Origin of the sequence: Streptomyces sp. NPDC047072, from assembly GCF_040643855.1 — a bacterium.
Classification (GTDB): domain Bacteria; phylum Actinomycetota; class Actinomycetes; order Streptomycetales; family Streptomycetaceae; genus Streptomyces.
Genome location: NZ_JBEYVC010000277.1, coordinates 1 through 8747, shown reverse-complemented (window position 1 = coordinate 8747; position 8747 = coordinate 1). Strand labels below are relative to the sequence as shown.

Below are 8747 nucleotides of genomic sequence, written 5' to 3'. Positions count from 1 at the left end.
GGCCACGCCCCGGACGCGGCCCGGCTGCTCGCCCCGGTCGAGGACTATTTACTGGTCTGTCCCGGGCTCGCCGACGCTTGGGGCGCGCGGCTGAGTGAGACCCACGCGCGCGTGCCGCCGGTCGTGAGTGGCCTCCGCCGACGGCACGCGCGCGTGCACCCCGACAGCGCCCCCCGCACGGAATGTCCCGGAACCATGCCATCCATGGCATGGCGCCGTCCCGACTTGCGCGCGGGGGTCGCGCCATGCCCGGTCCGAGGCGACTCTGGGCGGTATGGCCATGCCTCCGGTACCGCCCAAGCCGCCCGGACCGCCGGGTGACACGCCGCCTCCGGGTGGCGGTTTCGGACCGCCTCCCGACGACTTCGGCCACGACCGCCACGGCGGTCTGCCGTACACCCAGCCGATGGCCCCGGTCGGCGGCGACCCGGGCGGGCACGGACCCGACCGCCCGCGACGCCGCCGCAGCCCGCTCTTCGCCCTGCTGACCGTGCTGCTGGCCGCCGTGGCGGTCGCAGTCGTGGTCCTCCTGGCGACGGGCAACGACGACTCGCCCGACAAGAACCCGGCCCCGTCGACCAGTTCGAGCAACTCACCGAAGCCGTCGTTCAGCCTGCCGACCGAACTGCCCAGCCAGTTGCCCTCCGAACTGCCGTCACAGCTCCCGAGCGAGCTGCCCAGTGAGTTCCCCAGCGAGCTGCCGAGTGATCTGGAGTCGCTGCTCCCGTCCCTGATCGGCTGACGCGGCCCCTAGACGCCGTGCGGGAGACGGCCGTGCGGGAGGCGGACGTACACCACGGTCGTCTCGATCCCGCTGTCGACGAGTCGGCCCTGCGCGTCGAACGCCCCGGCCCCGTCCGTCATCCCGAAGTCGTTGTCGTTGATGAGGGCGAGCGTGTCGTGGTCCACGCGCGCGACGCCCTCGATCTTGCCGGGCACTCCGGCGACGGTCCCCAGGTCGACGACCAGCTTCTTGGCGAGCACGGGCACACCAACGGCCGCCGGGTCGTCGAGTTGCTCCAGGGACGGCGAGGTGGTGTCGTCGTCCCAGCGGCCGCCGAGGATGTCCGAGGACCGCTCCAGGCGCACCAGTTGGAGCCGCGCCGCCTTGTCGGTGCGCTCCTCCACCAGCAGCCGGTCACCGCCCACGGCGACGATCGAGGAGATCTTCAACTCGGCGGTGTCGTCCTCGCTCGGGTCCACGACGTCCACCGGATCGAAGCGGTACGCGTACTCGGCGGTGACCGCCTTCTTCTTCGGCGAGAAGCGCACCAGCCGGGTGGTCCGGGAAGCCTCTCCGGCGTCCGTGTCCGGGAGCGACAGCGGGCTCTGGAGGGCCATCACGAGGTCACCGTCGGGCAGTTGGGCGAGCCCCTCGAAGCCCCGGTTGATCTTCCGGTGCAGGAAGACGGCGGGCAGCGCCTCCACCACGGGGTAGTCCGCGCCCTTGAGGCGCAGCCCCTTGGGCACGTACCGCGTGAGGACCTTCCCGCGCGCGGAGACGTGGACCAGCGAGGGGCCGTACTCGTCGACGAGCCAGAAAGTCCCGTCCGCCGCTCGCACGATGCCCTCGGTGTCGAAGCCGTTCGGGTTGTACGACAACGGCGTGAGCGCGTTGTAGTTGTACGGTGCCTCGTCGCGCCCCGCCTGGTCGGACAGGCCGGTGACCGCCCCGCCGGAAGCGGTGGTGATCGGGATCGCGTCCAGGACCTTCACCGTGTCGCCCGAGACGCGGATCTTCACGATCGCCGGATCGAAGCCCGGTACCGGGAAGGTGCGGCGCTTGGTGCCGTCCACCTTGATCTGCCCATTGGGCCCACGGTCGGTGACGGTCCAGAACTCGCCCTTGCGGCCCGTCGGGTAGATGTCGCTGCCGATGCCGCCGAGGTCCACACCGCGGTCGTCGTCCACCGAGCCGGGCAGCAGGGCGTTGCTGAACGCCCCGAGCGGAATGTCGCCCAGCGTCGCCGTACGGACGACGTGGGCCGTTCCGGACGGGGCGCCCGCGGCCGGTCCGGCCGCCACGAGGGCGGCGATCACGGCGAGGGGCACGCCCGCCGCGACGGTGCGTCGGACGGTGGCATGCGGGGACATCGGGCCTCCTGGGGACCAAGTGCGGTGACAGTGGCCAGATTTGGGTCCGTCGCGGAACGCCGTCCGACGGAAGGGTGAATACCGTGCGTCGCCCGCTCGTCGGCCCGGGTGCGCGTCTTCACGCGCGCGTGCCTCGCGGGGGGAGACGTCATCCCCTGGGTGCGCGGTGCGGTCCCAGCCCTTGGAGGACGTCGCCGAGTTGGTCCGCCGTCAGGGCGGGGGAGGGGAGAGGCTCCGGGGCGGGCCGGAGGCCGTCGAGGAGAAGTGCGAGTGGTCGGCGCCAGGCTTCGGGGGCGACCGCGGTGGCCAGAGCGGGGACGGCGCGTCCTAGGGCGGCCAGCGCGAACAGGACGTCCTCCGTGGTGACATCGGCGCGCACACTGCCTCGCTCGCGGCCTCGGCGCAGCAGCAGCTCCACGGTCTCCCGGTTGTGGGCGTGGACGGCCTGCAGCGAGTCGACGCCCTCGAGGTGCGTGGTCATCAGGTCGTTGGTGCCCCGGTCGGTGGCCAGGACGGCGAAGACGGCCTCCAGATAGCCGACGAGTCCCGCCCAGGGGTCCGCGGCGGCCCTGGCGCGCTCGCCGGCCTCGATCGTGCCCGTCAGCAGGTCGCGGAAGACCGCGTCGACGAGTGCCGCGCGCGTGGGGAAGTGCCGGTAGAGCGTGGCGTTGCCGATGCCCGCCCGCCGGGCGATCACGTCCAGCGGTGCCTCCAGCCCCTGCTCGGTGAAGACCTCGTGAGCGGCCTCGACCAGCAGTTCGCGGTTGCGCCGCGCGTCGCGTCGTCGTGCTGGTGGCGTCGCGTCGTCCGTCATCATCGCCCTTCCGCGGTTCCGGGGAGTGGTCCCCGGTAGTGATGCTATCGTCGAGCGGGTAAGTGGGGAGTAGTCCCCATTTCTGGGTGAGGGGGCAGAGGAATGGGCAGTACGGCACTCGTGCTCGGCGGCGGCGCTCTGGTGGGCGGTGCCTGGCTGACGGGGGTCCTCGCCGGACTCCACGACGCCGGTGTCGACGTGACCCGCGCGGACATCGTGATCGGGACCTCGGCCGGTGCGGTGTTCGGCGCCCGGTTGCTGGCCGGAGAGCCCGCGCGCGAGCTGTACGCACGTCAACTGGCCGGGGCCGACGGGGTGGAGCTCGGTGTCACGCTCGGCCAGACGGTGCGCTATCTGCGGGCGGCACTGGGCTCCCGTGATCCGCAGCGTTCGGCGCGGCGCCTCGGTGCGGCCGCGCTGAAGGCCCGGACGGGACCCGAGTCGGTTGTCCTCAACGTCGTCCAAGGCCTGCTGAACGGCGTGCGGGAGTGGCCGGGGGACACCTTGCGGATCACCGCCGTCGACGCCCTCTCGGGGCACCTGGAGACCTTCGACGCCGACTCGGGCGTTCCGCTGCTCGACGCGGTCGCCGCGAGCTGCGCGGTCCCGGTCGTCTGGCCTCCCGTGACCGTGGCGGGCCGCCGCTGGATGGACGGCGGCAGCCGCTCCACCGCCAACCTCCACCTCGCGCGCGGACATCACCATGTGCTGGCCGTCGCCCCAATCCCGGCTGCGGTGGGTCCGCATCCCGGTGCCGAGTGGCAGGCGGCCGAGCTGGCCGCCGACGGTGTCGACGTGACGCTCGTGACCCCGGACCGTGCCGCCCGCCGTGCCATGGGGCGCGACATGACCGCCGACGCGCGCCGGCCCGCGGCTGCCCGGGCCGGGTACGCCCAGGGGTCGGCCGCCGCGGCGGCGGTGTCCGAGGTCTGGCGATAGCGGCCGGACGCGCGGGACGCCGTACGCCTGTATCGGCAGCGTGTGGTCCCCCACAACCGCCGACTCCCCACTCCCCTGGCCACGACCGGAAGGAACCACTATGCCCGCCCCCACCCTGCAGGATCTGGCCCCGGACGGCCTCGACACCGTCACGGACCCGTATCCCGTCTACGCCGCCCTGCGGGCCGAGGGCGCCGTCCACCGTGTCCTGGTCCCCGGAAGCGGCGAGAGCTGGCTCGTGGTCGGCCACGACGCGGCGCGGGCGGCACTCGCCGATCCGCGCCTGCGCAACGACATTCGGCACTCCTCGTCGTGGCGGAGCGACGGCGGACACGCCATCGGCCGCAACATGCTCCAGACCGACCCTCCGCAGCACACCCGGCTGCGCCGCCTGGTGGCCTCCCACTTCACGGCCGGCAGGGTCGCCGCACTGCGGCCGCGCATCGAAGCCGTCGCCCTCGACCTGCTCGCCGCGCTCCCCGAGCGGGGCACGGCCGACCTGGTGGCCCGCTACGCGCTTCCCCTGCCCGTCACGGTCATCTGCGACCAATTGGGGGTGCCCTCGGCGGACCGCACCGTCTTCCACGCCTGGTCCCACCAGCTCGTCATGCCCGCCTCGGAGCAGGCGGCGGCGACGGCCGCCGGTTCGCTGACCGAGTACCTCTCCGACCTGATCGACCGCAAGCGAGACCGTCGGGACGCAGACCTGCTCGGCGACCTCGTCACGACGGCCGACCTCACCGCCGACGAACTGCTCGGCATGGCCTTCCTGATCCTCGTCGCGGGACACGAGACGACGGTCAACCTCATCTCCGGAACCGTTTACGCGTTGCTGGCCCACCCGGACCACCTCGCCCTGCTCCGCGCGGCCCCGGACCTGGTCGACGCGGCCGTCGAGGAGTCACTGCCTCTCAACTCGCCCGTGCACGCCACCGCGTTCCGCTTCGCGGCCGAGCCGCTCGACATCGCGGGCACCCGGATCGAGGCAGCCGACTCCGTGCAGATCTCCCTCGCCGCCGCCTCACGCGATCCACTGCGCTTTCCCGACCCCGACCGCTTCGACCTACGGCGGCGGACGCGCGGGCACCTCGGATTCGGCCACGGCCCGCACCACTGCCTGGGCGCCCCGCTGGCCCGCGCCGAAACCGCCGTAGCGCTACGCCTCCTGCTGCGTCACCGGCCCGCGCTCGCCTTCGCCACCGACCCGGACACGCTGACCTGGCGGAGCAGCACGCTGTTGCGAGGGCTGACCGAACTGCCGGTGCGGTTCGGCTGAATCGCGGTCAGGGGGCCACCTATGGGTGGTCCAGGGAGGCCAGCGCCGTCGCAGGGTCCAGGGACGCCGGTCCGGCGGGCTCCCAGCGTCCCCGCTCCTTGCGGTACGGCCACCAGCGTCCGTCCCGGTCCAGGCGCAGCTGGGTCTCGGCGCCGACGACCGTCCACCGGTTGGCCCGGGCCCGCAAGGGTGGCCGCTCATCCTCGTCCCAGGCCGCCGCCACAGCGGCACGCGCGCGTGCGAGTGCCTCACCGGAGACGGTCCACTCCTCCTCCAGGACGGACAGCGCGGCCACGCCACCGAGCCGCCACGCACGCGTGGCGCGCGCCAGCGCCTCCGGATCACGACCCGAACCGGCGACGAGCCGGACCGTGATCGCCGGATCGGGCGGGTCGACATCCAGCCGCTCGGTCACCGCGCGATCCGGCAGGGTGGTGTCCTGCCGGTCCGGCACCCCCTGATCCGGAGAGCCGACGGCGAGCCGTACGGCATCCTGGGCGACCGTCAGCTCCGGCAGCGGATCCCGCTGTTCGGACGCGGGCCGGAGGGCCTGTACGAGCAGACGACGGGCTTCTACGGCGGTCAGCGCGGCCAGGTACCGCAAAGCCGTCGGGTCGACCCCGGAGCCCGGCGGAGTGCCGGTGTCCAGGGAGGGCGGGAGCCCGGGACGCGGCGGCAGTTCCGGAAGGCCGGGCAGGGGCGGCAGGAGGTCGCCGACGGCATACGCCTCGACGGCGTCCGTGCCCTCCGTGCCCTCCGTCTCCCCGGGTTCGGCGGGCGAGTCCGCGGCCGCGGCGCTGCGGGCCCGGAGGGCGTCCGTCAGGGAACGGGCGTCGCGGCCCCGCATGAGCAGCAGCACGAAGGGATCCTGGTCGAGCAGCCGCGCCACCTGGTAGCAGAGGGCCGCCGTGTGACCGCAGTGGTCCCAGGCGTCACAGTCGCACTGGGGTTCCAGGTCGCCCAGCCCGGGCAGGAGGTCGATCCCCGCCGTCTCCGCGTCCTCCACCAGCTGCGTCGGCATCTCCCGGTCCAGCAGCGCCGCGACATGCCCGGACCGCTCGACGGCCAGGTCGAGGAAGCGGTCCCACTGCCGGTCCGACAGCTCGGACAGCAGGACGTCGGCCCTGTGCCCCGTGCGGTCACGGTCGTGGACGATCGCCGTGATGCGCCCCGGCCGCACCGACACCGCGCCCACCGCACCCGCGCGGGCGAGCCGACGGCCCGTCTTCACCTGCCGTGCGTCCAGTGCCGCGTCCTCCAGCGCCCGCAACCAGGCCAGTCCCCACCAGGTCTGCGCGAACGCCCGTCCCTGGGCGGGCGGCAGGGCAGCGAACGTGCGCTCCATGTCGGCTTCGTGGCCCGTCATCGGGCACCCCCTCGCAGCTCCACCAGATCGGCCAGTTCCGTGTCCGTCAGCTCGGTCAGCGCCGCTTCACCGGCGCCCAGCACCGCCTCGGCGAGTTCCTTCTTCCGGTTCAGCATCTCGGCGATGCGGTCCTCCACGGTCCCCTCGGCGATCAGCCGGTGCACCTGGACCGGCCGGGTCTGGCCGATGCGGTAGGCACGGTCGGTGGCCTGCGCCTCGACGGCCGGGTTCCACCAGCGGTCGTAGTGCACGACATGCTCCGCGCGGGTGAGGTTGAGGCCGGTGCCCGCCGCCTTCAACGACAGCAGGAAGACGGGGACTTCGCCGTCCTGGAACCGCCGCACCATCGCCTCCCGCTCGGCGACGGGCGTCCCTCCGTGCAGGAACTGCGACGGCGTGCCGCGCGCCGCCAGATGCCGCTCGACGAGGCGGGCCATGCGCACGTACTGCGTGAAGACCAGAACGCTCGCCCCTTCGGCGAGGATGGTGTCGAGGAGCTCGTCCAGGAGCTCCAGCTTTCCGGAACGCCCCACGATCCTCGGCCGCTCCTCCTTGAGGAACTGCGCCGGATGGTTGCAGATCTGCTTGAGGCCCGTCAGCAGCTTCACGATCAGCCCGCGGCGCGCCATCCCGTCCGCGCCGGAGATCTCCGCGAGCGTCTCGCGCACCAACGCCTCGTACAGACCGGCCTGTTCGGCGGTGAGCGACACGGCCCGGTCGGTCTCGGTCTTCGGCGGCAGCTCCGGGGCGATCCCCGGATCCGACTTGCGCCGCCGCAGCAGGAAGGGGCGCACGAGCCGGGCCAGTCGCTCGGCCGCGGCCGGATCCCGGCCCTCCTCGACGGCCTGCGCGTACCGCGCGCGGAAGGTGCCGAGCCGGCCCAGCAGTCCTGGAGTGGTCCAGTCGAGGATCGCCCACAGCTCCGACAGGTTGTTCTCCACAGGGGTTCCGGTGAGCGCCACGCGTGCGCGTGCGCCGATCGAGCGCAGCTCCCGCGCGGTCGCCGAGTACGGGTTCTTCACATGCTGCGCCTCGTCCGCCACGACCATGCCCCACTCGGCCGCTGCCAGCCGGGGCGCGTCCAGGCGCATCGTGCCGTACGTGGTGAGCACGAACTCCCCGTCGACGAGGCCGTCGAGGTCGCGCCGCGGTCCGTGGAAGCGGCGCACGGGCGTACCGGGTGCGAACCTCTCGATCTCGCGCTGCCAGTTGCCCATGAGGGACGTCGGGCAGACCACGAGTGTCGGACCGGCGGACTCAGGATCGGTCTGCCGGTGCAGATGCAGCGCGATCAGCGTGATCGTCTTGCCTAGGCCCATGTCGTCGGCCAGACAGCAGCCCAGCCCCAAGGACGTCAGATGCGCCAGCCAGTTGAGGCCGCGGCGCTGGTAGTCCCTCAGTGTCGCGGCGAGCGCGGCCGGCTGCGGGACCGGCTCCTGCCCCTCGGGGTCCGCGAGCCGCTCCCGCAGCGCTTCCAGCCACCCGGTGGGCTGCACGGCGACCCTGTGGCCGTCGACCTCCGTGGAGCCCGTCAGCGCGGCGCTCAGGGCGTCCACGGGCGTCAGCTTGCCGTCCTTCCGTGTGTGGGCCCGGCGCACCTCGGCCGGATCGACGAGGACCCACTGGTCGCGCAGCCGGACCACGGGACGGTTGGCCTCGGCGAGCCGGTCCAGCTCCTCGCGCGTGAGCTGCCGGTCGCCCAGCGCGAACCACCAGTCGAACGCGAGGAGGGCGTCGGCGGACAGGAACGACGGCACACCCGAGGCGGGCCCCTGCCCGTCCGGCGGACCGACCACCGCGCGGGTGGTCAGCTCCCGGGTGAGGTCCTTGGGCCAGTGCACCTCCACCCCGGCCGCGGCGAGACGCCGGGCGCCCTCGGAGAGCAGATCGGCGACCTCGTCGTCGGCGAGCTCGACGGCGTCCGGGACCGTCGCCGCGAGAAGGGGAGAGAGCGCGGGCCACGCGCGCGCCGCGCGGCGGAGGGCGAGCAGGGCGTCCAGATGGGCGCGCGGACCGAGAGCCGTCGACCCGGCCCACACCTCGGCGGCGTCCGCGACGACGGTCGGATCGCCGACACCGTGCACCTGCGGTACGGCCCGGAAGGAGAAGGCCGCATCGGCCGGCGACCCCGCGGTCAGGCCCGGCACCTCGATCCGCAGCGACACCCGCACGCCGTTCGCCCGGTAGTCGCGGGCGAGCAGCGCCGGGACCTCCGTCAGCTGGAAGGTCTCGTAGTCGGGTCCGCTGCGCCAGTGGGT

The 8747-nt window shown here is 73.3% G+C and carries 7 protein-coding genes; 3 read left to right on the top strand and 4 right to left on the bottom strand.

The genetic code is table 11. The features are described 5' to 3' along the window. Positions 1–274 precede the first annotated feature (274 nt). On the top strand, positions 275–742 hold the full coding sequence (locus ABZ896_RS50585; RefSeq protein WP_360945570.1) for a hypothetical protein: 468 nt from the start codon (positions 275–277) through the stop codon (positions 740–742). Positions 743–750: 8 nt separating this feature from the next. Here ABZ896_RS50585 and ABZ896_RS50580 read toward each other — a convergent pair whose 3' ends face one another. Then, positions 751–2094: an esterase-like activity of phytase family protein gene (locus tag ABZ896_RS50580; protein WP_360945567.1), complete on the bottom strand. Its 1344-nt coding sequence runs from the start codon at positions 2092–2094 to the stop codon at positions 751–753. Between the two features lie 148 nt (positions 2095–2242). Next, on the bottom strand, positions 2243–2908 hold the full coding sequence (locus ABZ896_RS50575) for a helix-turn-helix domain-containing protein (protein WP_360945573.1): 666 nt from the start codon (positions 2906–2908) through the stop codon (positions 2243–2245). 102 nt (positions 2909–3010) lie between these two features. Between ABZ896_RS50575 and ABZ896_RS50570 the strand changes: the two genes are divergently transcribed. Then, positions 3011–3847, top strand: a complete 837-nt coding sequence (locus ABZ896_RS50570) for a patatin-like phospholipase family protein (protein ID WP_360945564.1) — start codon at positions 3011–3013, stop codon at positions 3845–3847. A 100-nt stretch (positions 3848–3947) separates the two neighbouring features. Further along, positions 3948–5123, top strand: coding sequence for a cytochrome P450 (locus ABZ896_RS50565; RefSeq protein ID WP_360945561.1), 1176 nt, complete (start codon positions 3948–3950; stop codon positions 5121–5123). A 19-nt stretch (positions 5124–5142) separates the two neighbouring features. Here the strand turns inward: ABZ896_RS50565 and ABZ896_RS50560 are convergent, their stop codons facing one another. Both ABZ896_RS50560 and ABZ896_RS50555 read right to left on the bottom strand, forming a co-directional pair. After that, complete coding sequence (locus tag ABZ896_RS50560) at positions 5143–6489, bottom strand: SWF or SNF family helicase (RefSeq protein ID WP_360945558.1); 1347 nt, start codon at positions 6487–6489, stop codon at positions 5143–5145. Continuing rightward, the coding region (locus ABZ896_RS50555; RefSeq protein ID WP_360945555.1) for a DEAD/DEAH box helicase at positions 6486–8747 on the bottom strand (2262 nt) is incomplete at its 5' end. The genes ABZ896_RS50555 and ABZ896_RS50560, both read right to left, overlap by 4 nt.